Annotated in this window: 13 protein-coding genes; 5 read left to right on the top strand and 8 right to left on the bottom strand. The window is 63.6% G+C overall.

Annotation, left to right across the window (positions count from 1 at the left end; translation table 11 throughout):
- Positions 1 to 18 precede the first annotated feature (18 nt).
- Both PVW51_RS20695 and PVW51_RS20690 read left to right on the top strand, forming a co-directional pair.
- A complete protein-coding gene (locus tag PVW51_RS20695) occupies positions 19 to 1,179 on the top strand; it encodes an aromatic ring-hydroxylating oxygenase subunit alpha (RefSeq protein WP_274577202.1) in 1,161 nt (386 codons plus the stop codon).
- Positions 1,176 to 1,418, top strand: a complete 243-nt coding sequence (locus PVW51_RS20690; RefSeq protein ID WP_331284243.1) for a hypothetical protein — start codon at positions 1,176 to 1,178, stop codon at positions 1,416 to 1,418. Before PVW51_RS20695 ends, PVW51_RS20690 begins: the two co-directional genes overlap by 4 nt.
- Here the strand turns inward: PVW51_RS20690 and PVW51_RS20685 are convergent.
- The 5 genes from PVW51_RS20685 to PVW51_RS20665 form a co-directional block, all read right to left on the bottom strand.
- Positions 1,411 to 2,820 carry an amidase gene (locus PVW51_RS20685; RefSeq protein WP_274577200.1) on the bottom strand — a complete coding sequence of 470 codons (1,410 nt, stop codon included), beginning with the start codon at positions 2,818 to 2,820 and terminating at the stop codon, positions 1,411 to 1,413. The two genes, PVW51_RS20690 and PVW51_RS20685, sit on opposite strands and share 8 nt — an antisense overlap.
- 96 nt (positions 2,821 to 2,916) lie before the next feature.
- Positions 2,917 to 4,041: a peptide chain release factor 2 gene (prfB, locus tag PVW51_RS20680; protein ID WP_114276478.1), complete on the bottom strand. Its 1,125-nt coding sequence runs from the start codon at positions 4,039 to 4,041 to the stop codon at positions 2,917 to 2,919.
- Positions 4,042 to 4,149: 108 nt separating this feature from the next.
- Entirely contained in the window at positions 4,150 to 6,702 is a 2,553-nt protein-coding gene (locus tag PVW51_RS20675) for a penicillin-binding protein 1A (RefSeq protein ID WP_274577198.1), read from the bottom strand.
- 125 nt (positions 6,703 to 6,827) lie between these two features.
- A complete protein-coding gene (locus PVW51_RS20670; RefSeq protein WP_274577196.1) occupies positions 6,828 to 8,042 on the bottom strand; it encodes an N-acetylmuramoyl-L-alanine amidase in 1,215 nt (404 codons plus the stop codon).
- 62 nt (positions 8,043 to 8,104) lie between these two features.
- Positions 8,105 to 9,247 carry a pyridoxal phosphate-dependent aminotransferase gene (locus PVW51_RS20665; protein ID WP_274577195.1) on the bottom strand — a complete coding sequence of 381 codons (1,143 nt, stop codon included), beginning with the start codon at positions 9,245 to 9,247 and terminating at the stop codon, positions 8,105 to 8,107.
- An 82-nt stretch (positions 9,248 to 9,329) separates the two neighbouring features.
- On the opposite strand from PVW51_RS20665, the gene PVW51_RS20660 reads away from it, so the two are divergent.
- Together PVW51_RS20660 and PVW51_RS20655 are read left to right on the top strand one after the other, a co-directional pair.
- Complete coding sequence (locus tag PVW51_RS20660) at positions 9,330 to 10,082, top strand: DsbA family protein (RefSeq protein WP_274577192.1); 753 nt, start codon at positions 9,330 to 9,332, stop codon at positions 10,080 to 10,082.
- A 3-nt stretch (positions 10,083 to 10,085) separates the two neighbouring features.
- Positions 10,086 to 10,571 (top strand): disulfide bond formation protein DsbA, encoded by a 486-nt coding sequence (locus tag PVW51_RS20655; RefSeq protein ID WP_274577190.1) that lies wholly within the window; start codon positions 10,086 to 10,088, stop codon positions 10,569 to 10,571.
- Here PVW51_RS20655 and ispG read toward each other — a convergent pair whose 3' ends face one another.
- The 3 genes from ispG to hemA all read right to left on the bottom strand — a co-directional run bounded on the left by ispG (position 10,572) and on the right by hemA (position 14,393).
- Positions 10,572 to 11,696, bottom strand: a complete 1,125-nt coding sequence (gene ispG, locus PVW51_RS20650; RefSeq protein ID WP_274577188.1) for a flavodoxin-dependent (E)-4-hydroxy-3-methylbut-2-enyl-diphosphate synthase — start codon at positions 11,694 to 11,696, stop codon at positions 10,572 to 10,574.
- Positions 11,697 to 11,775: 79 nt separating this feature from the next.
- Positions 11,776 to 13,047, bottom strand: coding sequence for a helix-turn-helix domain-containing protein (locus PVW51_RS20645; protein WP_274577185.1), 1,272 nt, complete (start codon positions 13,045 to 13,047; stop codon positions 11,776 to 11,778).
- 122 nt (positions 13,048 to 13,169) lie between these two features.
- The gene (gene hemA, locus PVW51_RS20640; RefSeq protein WP_114276472.1) at positions 13,170 to 14,393 is read right to left on the bottom strand and encodes a 5-aminolevulinate synthase; all 1,224 of its coding nucleotides are present in this window, start codon (positions 14,391 to 14,393) and stop codon (positions 13,170 to 13,172) included.
- 246 nt (positions 14,394 to 14,639) lie between these two features.
- Between hemA and PVW51_RS20635 the strand changes: the two genes are divergently transcribed.
- Positions 14,640 to 15,836 carry a multidrug effflux MFS transporter gene (locus tag PVW51_RS20635; RefSeq protein ID WP_274577183.1) on the top strand — a complete coding sequence of 399 codons (1,197 nt, stop codon included), beginning with the start codon at positions 14,640 to 14,642 and terminating at the stop codon, positions 15,834 to 15,836.
- Positions 15,837 to 15,918: the final 82 nt, after the last annotated feature.

Raw genomic sequence — 15,918 nt, 5'->3', positions numbered from 1 at the left:
CAGCAGCAGGAGAGCAGCATGGCCCAGCACCGGACCGACCTCAGAAATGTCAGACGCCCGATCGAACAGGCCAATGGCCTGCCGAATCCCCATTACATCGATCCGGAGGTTTTTGCCGAGGAACGCCAGGCGGTGCTTTTCGACAATTGGGCGGGGCTGGCCGTGACCGCGGATGTGCCCGACATCGGCGATGCCGTGCCGCTCAGCTTTCTGGGCATGCCCCTGCTGATCGTCCGCGACCGCCAGGGCGAGGTGCGCGTGTTCCAGAACACCTGCCGCCACCGGGGCATGATCCTGGTCGAGGAACCGCGCAACATCGAAGGCGCCATCCGCTGCCCCTATCACAGCTGGTGTTATGCCACCGATGGCCGGCTGGTCAGCACCCCGCATGTGGGCGGTCCCGGTCAGAACACCCATAGCGGGATCGACCGTGCGCTGCTGGGTCTGGTGGAAATCCGCAGTCACATCTGGATGGATGTGATCTTTATCAATGTCTCCGGTCAGGCCCCCGCCTTTGCCGATGCCCATGCCGACCTGCTGGCCCGCTGGGCCGAATTCGACCAGCCCCTGTACCATGGCGGCGCGGAAAGCCGGTTTCAGATTCCCGTCGACTGCAACTGGAAGCTGGCGGTCGAAAACTACTGCGAAAGCTACCACCTGCCCTGGGTCCATCCCGGCCTGAACAGCTATTCCCGGCTGGAGGATCATTATCACATCGAGGAACCGGGGCGGTATTCCGGCCAGGGCACGCTGGTGTACCGGCAGCTCAAGGACGAGGCGGGCCAGAGCTTTCCCGATTTTACCGGCATCAGCGACAAATGGGACACGGCCGCGGAATATATCACCGTCTATCCCAATGTGCTGATGGGCGTGCACCGCGACCACAGCTTTGCCATCATCCTGGTCCCTGAAAGCCAGGCGCATACGGTCGAGCATGTGCATATCTACTACGCCCGACCCGACACCGACCCGGCCCTGCGCGAACGCAACGCCAAACAATGGAAAGAGGTCTTTGACGAGGACGTCTTTGTTGTCGAAGGCATGCAGCGGGGGCGGCACGCGCCGACCTTCGATGGCGGAAGGTTCTCACCCGCGATGGACGGCCCGACACATCTGTTTCACGATTGGGTCGCGGCACAGATCGAACGGCACCGCAGCCTGCCACAGGCCGCCGAGTGATCGCACTGGAACGGGAATTGCTGGCGGCCCATGCCGCCAGGGATCTGCGGGCCCTGGTAACCCTCTACCAACAGGCCGCGGCCCAGGCCAATGCGCCGGAACGCGCGGCGTTCTACCTGACCCACGCCCATGTCTTCGCGCTTGAGACCAACCACCCGGATGCCGCCGCGCTGCGCGCGCAGCTGGTGGCGCAGGGCCGCGAAAGCGCCCTGCCCGCGCCAAACCCGCCGTTCAGATAACGGGGGGTCTTTTCTGCGGCCAGCCGGTCGCGCCATGCCATTGCTGCGCCAATTGCAACAGGCGCGCGTCGCTGCCGCGCCGCCCGATCAGCTGCAGACCCAGCGGCAATCCGTTGTCGCCAAAGCCTGCCGGGATGTTCACCACGGGCAGACCGATCAGGCTGGCTGGCACGACAACCTGCATCCAGCGGTGATAGGTGTCCATCCCCTGGCCGGCAATCTGCACCGGATGGGTCAGGGTCACGTCAAAGGGCCAGACCTGCGCCGAGGGCAGCACCAGCACATCCAGCCCGTCAAAGAGCCTGGCGGCAGATCTGAACCAATCCGACCGCACCTCGCTTGCGCGGTGCACCGTCATCGCATCCATCGCCAGCCCGCGCGCCACCTCCCATTGCGCGGCCTCCTTCAGCGCATCCCGCGTCCTGGGGTTCAGGTAGATCTCTGCCAGCCCGGTCGCCACGGAAAAGGACCGCAGGGTGATCCAGCTGTCCCAGATCGCATCGGCAGAGAAGGGCGCCTCCAGCGCTTCGACCGCATGGCCGAGGCCCGTCAATTGCGCCAGCGCCGCCTCGCTCCCGGCCAGGATGCCGTCTTCGAATGGCAGGGCACCGCCCCAATCCCCCAGCCAGCCGATCCGCAACCGCCCCGGCGGCGTTGAAATCCCCGGCAGCCTGTCCGCCGGGCTGCGTCCATGCGGGTCGCGCGGATCGGCACCGGTCATCGTGTCCAGCAAAGCCGCAAGGTCCGCAGGGCTGCGCGCCATCGGGCCAAGTGTCGCCAGTTGATGCAGGAACATCTCCCGCGCCGGTTCCGCCGGCACATCGCCCCAGGAAGGCCGCATGCCATAGACATTGTTCCAGCCCGCCGGGTTGCGCAGGGATCCCATCATGTCGGAGCCATCCGCGACGCTGAGCATCCGCGCCGCCAATGCCGCCGCCGCCCCGCCGGAGGAGCCGCCCGCCGACCGGGTGGCATCATAGGGATTGGTGGTGGCCCCGTAGACCGGGTTGAAGGTATGGCTGCCAAGGCCGAATTCCGGCGTATTGGTCTTGCCGATGATCAGCGCCCCCGCAGCCCGCAGGCGGCTGACAATCAGGTCATCCTCCGGCGCGACCATATCCGCAAACAGCGGTGAGCCGCTGGAGGTGGTCAAACCCGCCACATTGGCCAGATCCTTGATCGCCATCGGAATGCCGTGCAGCCATCCCTTGCGCGGGGCCGCATCCGCCGCCCGCGCCTCCGCCATCAGCAGATCCGCGTCGCGCAAGGCCACCACCGCATTCACGGTCCCGTTCACCGCCGCGATCCGCGCCAGCGTGGCCTGCATCAGCTCTGCTGCACTCAACTCGCCCGCTGCAATCGCCGCCGATTGCGCAAGCGCATCCATATCCAGAATATCCATGAAAACACATGAGCACTTCTTCACAAGAAGGTGCAATCCCCCTGCTGCTCAATGCTCGAAACAGGCGTGGGGTCCGGGGGCAAAGGCCCCCGGCGCTCAGCTGCCCTGCGCTTCGGCCCGACTCTTGCCGCTGACGGCCAGCGCCAGCGTGGCCCCCATCAGCCCGTCAAGATCACCGTCCAGAACCCCCTTGGTGTCCGAGGTCTCGTAGTTGGTGCGCAGATCCTTGACCATCTGGTAGGGCTGCAAGACATAGGATCGGATCTGGTTGCCCCAGCCCGCGTCGCCCGCGCTTTCATGGGCCTCGTTCACCAGGGCAGACCGTTTGTCCAGTTCCAGCTGGTAGAGCCGTGATTTCAGCGCCTTCATCGCGATGTCGCGGTTCTGGTGCTGGGATTTCTCGGAGGAGGTCACCACGATGCCGGTGGGGTGGTGGGTGATCCGCACGGCGGAATCGGTGGTGTTCACGTGCTGGCCGCCCGCCCCCGAGGACCGGTAGGTGTCGATCCGGATGTCAGAGGGGTTCACTTCGATCTCGATGTTGTCGTCCACCACCGGATAGACTTTGACCGAGGTAAAGGAAGTATGCCGCTTTGCCGCTGAATCGAAAGGGCTGATCCGCACCAGACGGTGAACGCCGCTTTCGGATTTCAGCCAGCCATAGGCATTATGCCCCGCGATCTTGTAGGTGGCGGATTTGATGCCTGCCTCTTCGCCGGCACTCTCGGCCTGAAGCTCGACCTTGTAGCCCTTCTTTTCCGCCCAGCGGACATACATCCGCGCCAGCATCTGCGCCCAGTCGCAGCTTTCCGTGCCACCGGCGCCGGAGTTGATTTCAAGGAAGGTGTCATTGCCGTCGGCCTCGCCGTCCAGCAGCGCCTCAAGCTCTTTCTGCGCGGCGGTCTCGGCCAGCGCCTTGAGCGCGCGTTCCGCGTCGGCGACCACCTCGGCGTCGTCTTCCATCTCGCCCAGTTCGATCAGTTCGATGTTGTCGGCCAGGTCCTGCTTGATGCCCTCATAGGTGTCGATGGCATCCACCAGCCCCTGCCGGTCGCGCATCAGTTTCTGCGCCGCCTCCGGGTCATCCCAGAGGTTCGGGTCCTCGACGCGGGCATTGAATTCTTCCAACCGGTGCTGGGCGGTCTCCACGTTCAGCCGTTGCGCCAGCAATTCCAGCGACTTGCTGATTTCATCGACGGTGTTTTGTACCTCTGCGCGCATCTTCGCCTGCCTTTGATTGGGTTCCTCGCAGATAAACCAGCACCGCGGCAGGGACAAGCCGTCGGGTGGGGTTTGCAGTGCGACACCGCATTGCCGAAAGGGATGGCCTTAATACAGGCCGCCCGAGGACAGCGTGCCAAAGCTCGCCTTTGGCCCGACCGTCGCCTTGCGCCCGGTCGAGGTGGTCACCTGCCGCCCGGACTGGCCTACTTCCTCCACCAGCGGCAGATCGGCCCCCATGGCAAAACCGCCATCGAAGGTGATGCCGAAAATCGGCTCCTCGCCATCGCGGAAACATTCGGAAACCACATTGGGGCCCGATGCGCTGTCGCTCAGCCGTGCGCCGGAAAAACGGTCGATGTTGATGAAGACGCATTGCTCCGGCACCTTGAAATCGCCGCCGCCGTATTTCTTGACCGCCTCGGTCATGAAGCGCTGGAACACCGGCGCACAAAGCCGTCCGCCACCCGCGCCCCGGCCCATCGGGCGCGGCTGGTCATAACCGATGTAACAGCCCGCCACGATGTTCGAGGTGAAGCCGACGAACCAGGCGTCCTTTTCATCATTGGTGGTCCCGGTCTTGCCCGCCGTGGGCACCGGCAGATTCACGGCGGAACGCGCCGTGCCCCGTTCCACCACGCCGCGCATCATCGAGGTGAGCTGATAGGCGGTCACCGGGTCCATCACCCGCTCGCGGTTGGAGATGATCCGCGGGGCGCTGCCCGCAGGCAGGCTGGCGATCTGGCAGTCGTTGCAGATCCGCTGATCGTGTTTGTAGACCGTGCGGCCATAGCGGTCCTGCACCCGGTCCACCAGCGTCGGCTGCACCCGCTCGCCGCCATTGGCGAACATCGCATAGGCGCTGACCATCTGGTAAAGCGTGGTTTCCTGACTGCCAAGCGCATTGGCCAGCACCGGGGCCAGGTCGTCATAGACACCAAAGCGTTCGGCATAGCTGCCCACCACGTCCATGCCCACTTCCTGGGCCAGACGAATGGTCATCAGGTTGCGCGATTGTTCGATGCCGGTGCGCAGCGGGGTCGGCCCGTAGTACCGGTTGGAGGCGTTCTTGGGTCGCCAGACCCCTTGCGGCGTGTTGATCTCGATCGGGGCGTCCACCACGATGGTGGCGGGGGAATAGCCCGAATCCAGCGCCGAGGCATAGACGAAGGGCTTGAAGGAGGAGCCGGGCTGCCGCTGCGCCTGCGTCGCGCGGTTAAAGACCGAATCCTGATAGGAAAATCCGCCCTGCATGGCGATCACGCGGCCTGTGTTCACGTCCATCGCGACAAAGGCGCCCTGCACTTCCGGCACCTGCCGCAGCGTCCAGCGGATAAAGGTCCCGTCCGCATCCGCCGTCATCCGCCGCACCAGCACCACATCGCCGACTTCAACCAGATCACCGGCCACACGCGCCTTGTCGGCCAGCTTGCCGTTTTCCAGCCGCTTGCGGGCCCATTGCACATCCTTGGCCGGAATCCAGTGGCCATCCGCGTCTTCCTCGACGCCCTCGATGCCGATGCGCGCATCGCTGGCGCCGACCTCCAGCACCACCGCGGGATACCATTGATTCTCAAGGTCGATGTCGCGCGGCACCCGGATGTCCGCCAGCGCGGCGCGCCAGCTTTCCTCGGAGTTCAGCTGTTCGGCAGCAATCTTCTTGCCGGTGCCATGCCAGACACCCCGCCCCCGGTCATATTGCTCAAGCTGCTCGCGCAGGGCATTGGCGGCAATCGGCTGCATCTCGTTGTCGATGGTGGCCCGCACGGTCAGCCCGCCGGTAAAGAATTCGCCCTCGCCAAAGTCGTTGGACAGCTGGCGGCGGATTTCGTCGGTGAAGTAATCGCGCGGCGGCAGTTCCGCCTTGAAGCTCTCGAAATCGCCATTCTGGACCGAGCGCAGCGGCTGCGCCTTCTCGCTTTCGTAAACCGCTTCGGAGATATAGCCGTTGTCCTCCATCTCCTTGAGCACATAGTTGCGCCGCGCCAGCAGGCGTTCCTTGCGGCGCACCGGATGGTAATCCGACGGGGCCTTGGGCAGCGAGGCCAGGAAGGCCGCCTCATGCGGGGCCAGTTCGGCCAGTGTCTTGTTGAAATAGGTCTGGCTGGCCGCCGCCACGCCATAGGAATTCTGGCCGAGGAAAATCTCGTTCAGGTACAGCTCCAGGATCTTTTCCTTCGGCAGTGTTTCCTCAAGCCGCGCGGCGAGGATGATCTCCTTGATCTTGCGTTCCGCCCGGCGATCACCGGACAGCAGGAAGTTCTTCATCACCTGCTGGGTGATGGTGGAGGCACCGCGCACCTCGCGCCCGCGGGACCGCACCGCGTCGATGGCCGCCGCCGCGATGCCGCGCAGGTCATAGCCCTCGTGGGTGTAGAAATTCTTGTCCTCGGCAGAGATGAAGGCCTGTTTCACCAGATCGGGGATCGTGTCGGCGGGGGCGAACAGCCGCCGCTCCTTGGCGAATTCGTCGATCAGACGGCCCTGCCCCGAATAGATCCGGCTGATTGTCGGCGGCGTATATTGCGCCAGGCTTTCGTGGCTGGGCAGGTCGCGGCCATACATCCAGAAAATCGCACCGATGGTCAGCGCCACCATGCCGATGCTCATCGTCAGGGTCGTAAAGATGCCGCCAAAGAATGACAGGATGAATCGGAACACGGCGCACAGCCCTTCTGGTCGCGGGAAACTGAGCGGACTTATATCTGTCCGCGTCGGAATGGTCAAAACGGCAAAACTCCTGCATTGGGCCGTTTACCGCCCAAAAGCCGTTAGGTTCTGGAGTGTTATTGTCGCACCAAGGGCGCGCGCGCCTCATCCGCGTCGCGCCAGGCCAGAATCGCATCCGCCAGACCATTGACCATGACCGACCGCCACACCGGGTCGCGCAGGTTGTTCAGGTCGCGTGGATTGCTGAGGAAGCCCACTTCGATCAGAACCGACGGGATGTCGGCCGATTTCAACACGGAAAAACCCGCGCGGCGCAGCGGGCGGCTGTTCATCGGGCCACCGGTCTTGGCCATGCCCTGCACCAGCACCTTTGCCAGGGCTGCGGACCGGGGCTCTGTCTCCTGCCGCGCGAGGTCCAGCAGGATGCCCGCCACCTGGTCATCGGAGCCGGTCAGATCGGCACCCGCGATGATGTCGGCCCGGTTATGGCGCGCCGCCAGATGTTCCGTCGCGGCATCGCTGGCCTCGTCCGACAGGGTATAGACCGTCGCCCCCTTGGCGCCACCCTGGCTGAGGCTGTCGGCATGCAGCGAGATGAACAGATCGGCATCGCGCTGATGGGCGATGGCCACGCGGTGTTCGAGTGCCACAAAGATGTCTTCGTCACGGGTCATCACGACCTCTATGCCCGCGCGCACCAGCGCATCGCGCAGCGCCCGTGCAAAGCTCAGCATCAGGTCCTTTTCGGCAACCCCGTCGCTTTCCGCTCCGGGGTCGATGCCGCCGTGGCCGGGGTCCAGCACCACCACGAAACGGTCCTTTTCAGGGTTTTCGGGCTTGGGCGGGGCAACCAGCGCCCTCGTCCAGGCCGGGTCCACCGGCGCGCCGGCGGCGGCGGCATAGCTTTCGGCGTCCACTTCCTTCAGGGCGATCTCAAGCGTCGCCGTCCCGCTTGCCGCATCGACCGGCATGCCGATCTCGGTCGGGATCATTGGCACCGCCAGATCCGCCACCAGCCGCGACCAGCCAGGCTGGAACGCGCCGAACCGCACGGCAGACACGCGGCCCGGTTCGGCCAGCAGCATCTGTGGGCTGATCCCGGCCCAGTCCGCCTCGCGGAAATCGACAACCAGGCGCGCGGGATCATCCAGCAGGAACACCCGGAACGGCACCCCCTGGCTCAGCCCCAGCCGCAGGTCGGTGCGCCCGAACCAGCCATCGGTGATCTCACTGCGCGCGGCGTCCACACGGGCCAGCGCGGTCAGCTCCTGCGTCAGGGCAGGCCCCGCCCAGATCATCAAAGCCAGAAATGTCGAAAATAATGCCCGCATGTGCCACCGCTTGACGCTGTTGTTGTGGCAAAGCTAGCATCAATGCCACCCTGCCGCCAGCCTCAGCGCGCGGCCATGAACGCCTTGAGCCGTGCCAGTCCCTCGGCAATATCCGCGGTACTGCGGGCATAGGAGAACCGCAGGGTCGAGCCCCCCCGCGCCGGGTCGAAATCAAGCCCCGGCGTCACCGCAACCCCGGCCTTTTCAAGGATCTCGGCGGCAAAGCTGCGGCTGTCATCGGTCAGGTCGGACACATCGGCATAGACATAGAAAGCGCCGTCCGGCGGGGCGATCCTGGTGAACCCGGCCTCGGTCAGCCCCTCCAGCATCAGGGTGCGGTTGGCGCGGTAGACATCCATGTTGCCCTGCAGTTCCGCATCGCAGTCCATTGCGGCCAGTGCTGCGATCTGGCTGGCATGGGGCGCACAGATGAACATGTTCTGCGCGATGCGTTCGATGACCCGCACATGATCCTCGGGCACCACCATCCAGCCTACGCGCCAGCCGGTCATGGAAAAATACTTGGAAAAGGAATTGATCACATAGCAGTCGTCGGTGACCTCCAGCGCGGTGACCGCCTTCTTGTCATATTCGATGCCGTGATAGATCTCGTCCGAGATAAAGGAGGTGCCCGCCGCATCGCAGGCCCCGACCAGCGCCGCAATCGCGTCGCGGTCCAGCATGGTGCCGGTAGGATTGGCCGGCGAAGCGACCATCAGCCCCGCCAGGTCCATGCCGGAAAAATCAGCCGGAACAGGCTGATAGCGGTTCTCGGGCGATGTGGGCAGGTCAACCGGTTCCAATGCCAGCGCCTTGAGGATCTGGCGGTAACTGGGATAGCCCGGCGCGCCGATGCCAACCCGGTCGCCGGTATCGAAAAGCGCGGTGAAAGCCAGGATAAAGGCCCCCGAAGAGCCCGGCGTGATCACCACCCGGCCCGGATCGAGATCGACATTGTACCATTCACCATACATCTGCGCGATGCGCGCGCGCAGCGCGGGCAGCCCCAGCGCGACGGTATAGCCAAGCGCACCCCGATCCATCGCCTGCCCCAGTGCCGATACCGCCCCCCGGGGTGCGCCGGTGCCGGGCTGGCCGACTTCCATATGGATGATGTGACGGCCTGCGGCCTCTGCCGCCGAGGCGGCCTGCATCACATCCATCACAATAAAGGGATCGACGGCCGACCGGGTTGAACTTCGCATGGGCTTGCTCCTAATGTTGCGCAACGTTTCACCCTGTCATCGGTGCGCCGTCAACCCGCGCCCCTAGGAAAGATTTGCCATGATGCCCCGCCTGTTCGCCCCTGTCTCAGCCGTCGTCCTTGCCGCCGCCCTGGCCCTGCCTGCCAGCGCCATGGACCTGACCGAACTGACAGAGGCGGAGCGCGCGCAGTTCCGGGCCGAGGTGCGCGCCTATCTGATGGACAACCCCGAAGTGATCATGGAAGCGGTGGAGCTGCTGCAAAGCCGCGAGGCCGAAGCCCAGGCCCAGGCCGATGTGAACATGGTTTCCGACAATGCCGCGGCGATCTTTGACGATGGCTATTCCTGGGTTGGCGGCAATCCGGAGGGCGACATCACGCTGGTCGAATTCCTGGATTACCGCTGCGGCTATTGCAAACGCGCCCATGGTGAGGTGGCCAAGCTGCTGGAAACAGACGGAAATATCCGGATTATCGTCAAGGAACTGCCGATTCTGGGCGAGGATTCCGTGCTTGCCTCGCGCTTTGCCATCGCGACCAAACAGGTCGAGGGCGGCGATGCCTACAAGGCGATGAACGATGCGCTGATGGCCTATAGCGGCTCCATCACTGTTCCGGCGATGCGCCGGATTGCGGAAACGCTGGATCTGGACGCGGATGCCATCGAGGCGCGGATGGACAGCGAAGAGGTGACGCAGGAGATCGCGCAGACCCGCGCCCTGGCGCAGACGCTGCAGATTTCCGGCACCCCGACCTTTGTGGTGCATGACGAAATGCTGCGCGGCTATCTGCCCTATGACCAGATGCGCGCCATCGTGGACGACAAACGGGGCTGACCCTTGCGCAATGCACTGATGCTGGCCGCCTTTCTGGCGGCTGGTCCCGGCTGGGCGGAAACGGATATTTTCAACCTGACCGCCGCCGAACGTGCCGCCTTTGGCGCCGAGGTCCGGGCGCTGCTGCTGGCTGAGCCGAAGATCGTGGACCGCGCGCTGAACCGGCCAAACCCCGCAGCGCAGGAAATCCGGCAAGAGATTGACGACGATCTGAGGCTTTTGCAGGCCCTGGCGCCCGAGATCCTCGGCGGTCGGCAGATTGCCCTGTTCATCGGCGCGGATTGTGCCGAATGCGCAAGGGCTGCGGATGAACTGGAAACGATATCAAATGATTATCAGGCGGAGTTCATCCTGCATGACACGCGCGATCCGGCGTCTGCTGCACTGGCGGACAGGCTGGGGATGACGGATCTGCCCTTTTACGTGCTGCCCGGCATGATCCTGCGGGGCCATATCCCCGCGGTAGTCCTGCCGCGTTACCTGGACTGATTATTCCGCCGCCCTGACCTCTTGGGCTTCGATCTCGGCGGCGCGTTTTTCCACCTGTTCGACGATATGTTCGATCATGCCGTCATTGCCCAGCTTGTGGCTCTGCTTGCCGGCAAGATAGACCATGCCGGAACCCGCCCCGCCGCCGGTAAAGCCCACATCGGTCATCAGCGCCTCGCCGGGGCCGTTGACCACACAGCCGATGATGCTGAGGCTCATGGGCGTCTTGATGTGTTCCAGCCGCTTTTCCAGCGCCTCGACAGTCTTGATCACGTCAAAACCCTGGCGCGCGCAGCTGGGGCAGGAAATGATGTTCACACCCCGGTGCCGCAGGCCCAGCGACTTCAGGATTTCATAGCCGACCTTGACCTCTTCCACCGGGTCGGCGGAGAGGCTGACGCGGATTGTGTCGCCGATGCCCATCCACAGCAGGTTGCCCAGCCCGATGGCCGATTTGATGGTGCCGGAGGTCAGGCCCCCCGCCTCCGTGATGCCAAGGTGAATGGGCGCATCCGTGGCCTCGGCAAGCTGCTGATAGGCGGCGGCAGCCATGAAGACGTCAGAGGCCTTGCAGCTGATCTTGAATTCGTGAAAATCGTTGTCCTGCAAGATCTTGATGTGGTCCAGACCGCTTTCCACCATCGCATCGGGACAGGGTTCGCCGTATTTCTCCAGCAGGTGCCGCTCAAGCGAGCCGGCATTCACCCCGATGCGGATCGAACAATTGTGGTCGCGCGCGGCCTTGATGACCTCGCGCACGCGCTTTTCGTCACCGATGTTGCCGGGGTTGATGCGCAGGCAGGCCGCACCCGCCTCTGCCGCCTCGATCCCGCGTTTGTAGTGGAAATGGATGTCGGCCACGATCGGCACGGAAACCTCCGGCACGATCTGCCGCAGCGCCTTGGACGATGCCTCATCCGGGACCGAGATGCGCACGATATCCGCCCCCGCATCCGCCGCCGCCTGCACCTGAGCAATCGTCGCCTTCACGTCCGTGGTCAGCGTATTGGTCATGGTCTGGACGGTGATCGGCGCGTCACCCCCGACGGGCACATTGCCCACCATGATCTGACGGCTTTTACGACGGTAGATATTGCGCCATGGACGGATGTGGTTGAGCGACATTACGGCTTCCCGGGGGTTGCGAATTCAAGGGGAACCTAGACACTCGGCCGCCCCTTCGCAATGGGGGCAGCCCGTTGTTCTACCGGGTCTGGCAGGGCATCGCCGCCAGCACGGCCGGGTCGATGTCGCTGCCCGCGAGGTCGGCGAACATCCGGCTCAGCGGCTGCTCCTTGGTCGGGTCAACCGGTGCGTAAAGTTCGGCAAGCGCTTCGTGATGCAGCGGCAGGTTCGATGTGATCGCACCGCGTGCGCCCACCGGACCGACACAGGCATCCGCCAGCGCGAAATACAGCGCACCGGATTCGCCCGTGCGCAGGGTTGGCGGCTCTTCCGTGGCGGGAATATCGTAGGTATCGCCCTTGTTCATCACCTTTTCAAAGATGACGGAGCCATTTGCAGCGGTCACACGCACCCAGGACGGATAGGCGGCAACCATGCGCACGGTCCCTGCAGCACCTTCCACAACCTGCGGGACAGCGCCACCCGGAGAGCCGGCGGCCCCCGGCTCGGCATCCAGCGTCAGTTCGGCGGTCTGGATCACGGCAGGTGACCCGATGGTGGACAGGTCCGGGAAATTCCCGACCGAACGCGGATCAATGGTGGAAATCGGGGCATCGCGGGCGACCAGTACCGGCACATCCAGCGCCTGCGGGCGATAGAGACGGTCCAGCGCATCGGCGCGGGGCGCCTCGATAGCGTCCGGCGCATCTGCGGAACCGCCGATCTCGGGCGCTGCTGACAGGGCGCCGTCAAGCGGATCAAGATCGGACAGGACAACCGGGGTCTGATCCACCGGCGCGACCTGCACGCGCTGCACTTCCTGCAAAACGCTCCACCCGCCAAAGCCGATGGCACCGATCAGCACGACAAGCACCAGCATCGACCCCACGGCAGAGGGTTCGATGCGGCTGAGGATACTGTCCGCAACAGGTGTGAAAGGCGTGTTCGGACGCGCGAAAAGATCCGCTTCGGACGGGCGTTTGCGACGTTCTTCAAAGCTGGGTTTCTTGATCACCGAGGCTTCGGCAGACATGCCATGCGCCACAGCGAAACCGGATTCGGCGCAAAAGGAGGTAAAGGCCTTGTCGGGGTCCATGTTCAGGTAGCGTGCATAGGACCGCACGTAACCGGCGATGAAACCGGGTGTGTCAAAGGCATCCGGATCGGCATTCTCGATGGCAGCGATATAGGAGGCCTTGATCCGCAATTCCCGCTGAACATCCAGCAGGGACTTGCCCATTGTGGCGCGTTCACCGCGCATCACATCTCCCAGGCGAAGGTCAAAGTCGTCAAACCCTTTGGGTTCAACTATCTCGTCTTCTATGACCTTGGAGGACCAACGCCCGATCATAAACCATGCCCCGTAGTTTCTATGCCTGCAGCCTTAACCCGATATCGTGCAGCCGATTCGAGTCTGACCTTTTGTTAAGTCAAAACTAACACAAGGCAACGGGGAATACGAGTTTTTGCTGCTTACCCAGCGGCTTCGGCACGATTCAGCGCACAATGCGACCACAAACCGTCCATCGCATGTACCAGTGCATCCATTTCCCGCGGGCCGTGAACCGGTGACGGGGTAAAGCGCAGCCGCTCCGTGCCGCGCGGCACGGTGGGATAGTTGATCGGCTGCACATAGATGCCGTGATCTTCCAGCAGCATGTCCGACAACAGCTTGGTATGGACCGGGTTGCCCACCATCACGGGCACGATATGGCTGCCGTGGTCGATGATCGGCAGGCCGAGGCCTTTCAGCCGCAGTTTCAATACCTTGGCCTGTTGCTGGTGCTTTTCGCGCAGATCGGTCGCGCGTTTGAGATAGGCGACCGAGGCCGCGGCACCCGCCGCAATCGCAGGCGGCAGCGAGGTGGTAAAGATAAAGCCGGGCGCATAGGACCGGATCGCATCGCACATCTTGGCAGAGGCCGCGATATAGCCGCCCATGACGCCAAATGCCTTGGCCAGCGTGCCGTTGATGATGTCCAGCCGGTGCATCAGCCGGTCGCGTTCCGCAACCCCGGCCCCGCGCGGGCCATACATGCCCACGGCATGCACTTCGTCGATGTATGTGAGCGCGCCGAATTCATCCGCCAGGTCGCAGATCGCCTCGATCGGGCCAAAATCACCATCCATCGAATAGATCGATTCAAAGGCGATCAGCTTGGGGGCTGCCGGATCGTCAGCCTCCAGAAGCTGGCGCAGATGGTCCACATCATTGTGCCGGAAGATCCGTTTTGCGCCGCCATTGCGGCGCACCCCCTCGATCATCGAGGCATGATTCAGCGCGTCGGAATAGATGATCAGGCCGGGAAACAGCTTGGGCAGCGTCGACAGGGTGGCGTCGTTGGCAATATAGGCAGAGGTAAAGAGCAACGCGCCTTCCTTGCCGTGCAGATCGGCAAGCTCCGCTTCCAGCCGCTTGTGATAGACCGTGGTGCCGGAAATATTGCGCGTCCCGCCCGAGCCTGCGCCGGTGGCCTGCAAGGCCTCTTGCATGGCTTCCAGAACGACGGGGTTCTGCCCCATGCCAAGATAGTCGTTGCCGCACCAGACGGTGATGTCCCGTTCGGCCCCGTCAGGCCGTGTCCAGATCGCATGGGGGAACTGGCCGTTGCGCCGCTCGATGTCGATGAACGTCCGGTAGCGACCCTCTTCGTGCAGACGCGCAATCGCCTCATCCAGCTTTGTTGTATAGTCCATGCGCCGCTCCAGTCCTGGCAGTCACGACCCCCGGCAAGGCACCAGGGATCCTGTTCTTTTTAGAACGAATATAGAAACACCCCTAAACATTCAACTTCTCAAGAGTGTACGTGGTGTCGCAGGGGGGCGACAGTCAGGAATGCCCTACCGGCCCTGCAGGGCGTTCCGCCAACGGTCGGCACGAAGATGTGATGCATCTGGGATGTTGAGCATTGCACAGGCGGGCCGGTTGGGCGAAAGACAGGCATGAAATTTTCGAAACCAGCCCCTTCCCTCGTCGAATTCATTGTCCTGACCGCCCTGATGATCTCGCTGGTTGCGCTGACCACCGACATCATGCTGGCCGCGCTGGTGCTGATCGCAAGCGATCTGGGCCATTCCGACCCGCTGGACGGGCATCTGATCATCTCGGTCCTGTTTGCCGGATTTGCGGTGGGGCAGCTGCTGGTCGGGCCACTGTCGGACAGTTACGGGCGCAAGCCGGTGATTCACATCAGCTATATCGTGTTCTGCATCGGCACGCTGATGTGCCTGCTGTCGCGCAGTTTCGAGGTCATGCTGGCGGGGCGTCTGCTGCAGGGCATCGGCATGTCCGGCCCCCGGATTATCGCCGTGGCCATCGTGCGCGACGGCTATGCGGGCCGGCAGATGGCGCGGATCATGTCCTTTGTCATGGCGGTTTTCATCCTGGTGCCCGCCATTGCCCCCAGCATCGGGCAGATCCTGATCTCCTATTCCGGCTGGCGTGCCACCTTTACCCTCTTGCTGGTCATGGCGGGCGTGACCTGGATCTGGTTCACCCTGCGCCAGGTCGAAACCCTGCCGGTCCCGGCCCGTCGCCCGCTGTCGGTCGGCAACCTGATCGCGGGGGTAAAGACGATCCTGACCACCCCCGCCGCCATCGGCTATACGGTCTGCGCCGGGATGATCTTCGGGCCTTTCATGGCCTATCTCAGCCTGGCGCAGCAGATATTCCAGACCACCTATGATACCGGTCTGTCCTTCACGCTCTGGTTTGCGGCCGGCGCCTTCTCCATCGGGGTCGCCGCCATCGTGAACTCCGCCCTGGTCGAACGGCTCGGGATGCGGTTTCTGTCCAACATCGCGCTGACCGGGGTCATTCTCGGGGGTGGCGCCTTTGGCCTGCTGGCGCTGGCCACCGGCGGGCTGCCGCCCTTTGGCCTTTTCATCGCCTGGCTGGTGTTCAACTTTTTCTGCATGGGGCTGCTTTTCGGCAATCTCAACGCCCTGGCCATGGAACCCCTGGGCCATATTGCCGGGCTTGGTGCCGCCGTGGTGGGCGCATTGTCCACCGCCATCTCGATACCCGTCGGCACCCTGATCAGCGAGAATTACACAGGCAGCCCGGCGCTTCTGACCCTGTCCTTTGCAAGCTCGGCCGCCCTGTGCCTGTTGTTGGGATGGGCCATCAACCGCCGCTAGGTCGTGTTGACATTCATTGTCGCCCACCCGCGCGAGACGGATTTTGCCGCTGGCGCCCTGATGTGAGCGCAGCAATGTGATC

This window comes from Sulfitobacter sp. PR48, assembly GCF_028807335.1.
Taxonomy (GTDB): domain Bacteria; phylum Pseudomonadota; class Alphaproteobacteria; order Rhodobacterales; family Rhodobacteraceae; genus Sulfitobacter.
This window is presented reverse-complemented; position numbering and strand designations above follow the sequence as displayed.

Coding starts and splice junctions, on each gene's coding strand:
- PVW51_RS20660 (WP_274577192.1), top strand. CDS start 9,330: ATGCCCCGCCTGTTCGCCCCTGTCTCAGCCGTCGTCCTTGCCGCCGCC.
- hemA (WP_114276472.1), bottom strand. CDS start 14,393: ATGGACTATACAACAAAGCTGGATGAGGCGATTGCGCGTCTGCACGAA.
- prfB (WP_114276478.1), bottom strand. CDS start 4,041: ATGCGCGCAGAGGTACAAAACACCGTCGATGAAATCAGCAAGTCGCTG.
- PVW51_RS20665 (WP_274577195.1), bottom strand. CDS start 9,247: ATGCGAAGTTCAACCCGGTCGGCCGTCGATCCCTTTATTGTGATGGAT.
- PVW51_RS20670 (WP_274577196.1), bottom strand. CDS start 8,042: ATGCGGGCATTATTTTCGACATTTCTGGCTTTGATGATCTGGGCGGGG.
- PVW51_RS20695 (WP_274577202.1), top strand. CDS start 19: ATGGCCCAGCACCGGACCGACCTCAGAAATGTCAGACGCCCGATCGAA.
- PVW51_RS20635 (WP_274577183.1), top strand. CDS start 14,640: ATGAAATTTTCGAAACCAGCCCCTTCCCTCGTCGAATTCATTGTCCTG.
- ispG (WP_274577188.1), bottom strand. CDS start 11,696: ATGTCGCTCAACCACATCCGTCCATGGCGCAATATCTACCGTCGTAAA.
- PVW51_RS20645 (WP_274577185.1), bottom strand. CDS start 13,047: ATGATCGGGCGTTGGTCCTCCAAGGTCATAGAAGACGAGATAGTTGAA.
- PVW51_RS20685 (WP_274577200.1), bottom strand. CDS start 2,820: ATGGATATTCTGGATATGGATGCGCTTGCGCAATCGGCGGCGATTGCA.